The sequence below is a fragment of the Xanthomonas pisi DSM 18956 genome, from assembly GCF_001010415.1.
GTDB classification, from domain to species: Bacteria; Pseudomonadota; Gammaproteobacteria; order Xanthomonadales; family Xanthomonadaceae; genus Xanthomonas; species Xanthomonas pisi.
The window spans coordinates 1-310 of the sequence record NZ_JPLE01000341.1 but is presented as its reverse complement, the minus strand read 5'-3'; the positions used below and the strand labels follow the sequence as shown (position 1 = coordinate 310).

Genomic DNA, 310 nt, shown 5'->3' with positions numbered 1-310 from the left:
GAGTTAGGAGATTCACAAATGAGTACTTCAATCGCTATCGTTAAAGCTTTCATCCGTACCAATGCTTCATCTGTATACTGCGACGGCCTTGATCGTGAAGTATTATTCTCATTCATTGTCGCACAAACGGCTGACGGTTCTCGGTATATCCTTAACGATAGCGAAGTAAATCATTACTACTTCACTAAAGCTACTGGCTTTAAACGCATCGATGCTGACGTAGTATACACTAAGATGAATAAGCTGGTAGACAAGATTAACGCGAAAGGTACTATCGATTTACAGTACTGGACCGAAACCGATCCAGAAT

Annotated in this window: 1 protein-coding gene; it reads left to right on the top strand. The window is 41.0% G+C overall.

The window, feature by feature from the left end; genetic code table 11:
• Positions 1-18 precede the first annotated feature (18 nt).
• The coding region (locus Y887_RS20615) for a hypothetical protein (protein WP_157004372.1) at positions 19-310 on the top strand (292 nt) is incomplete at its 3' end.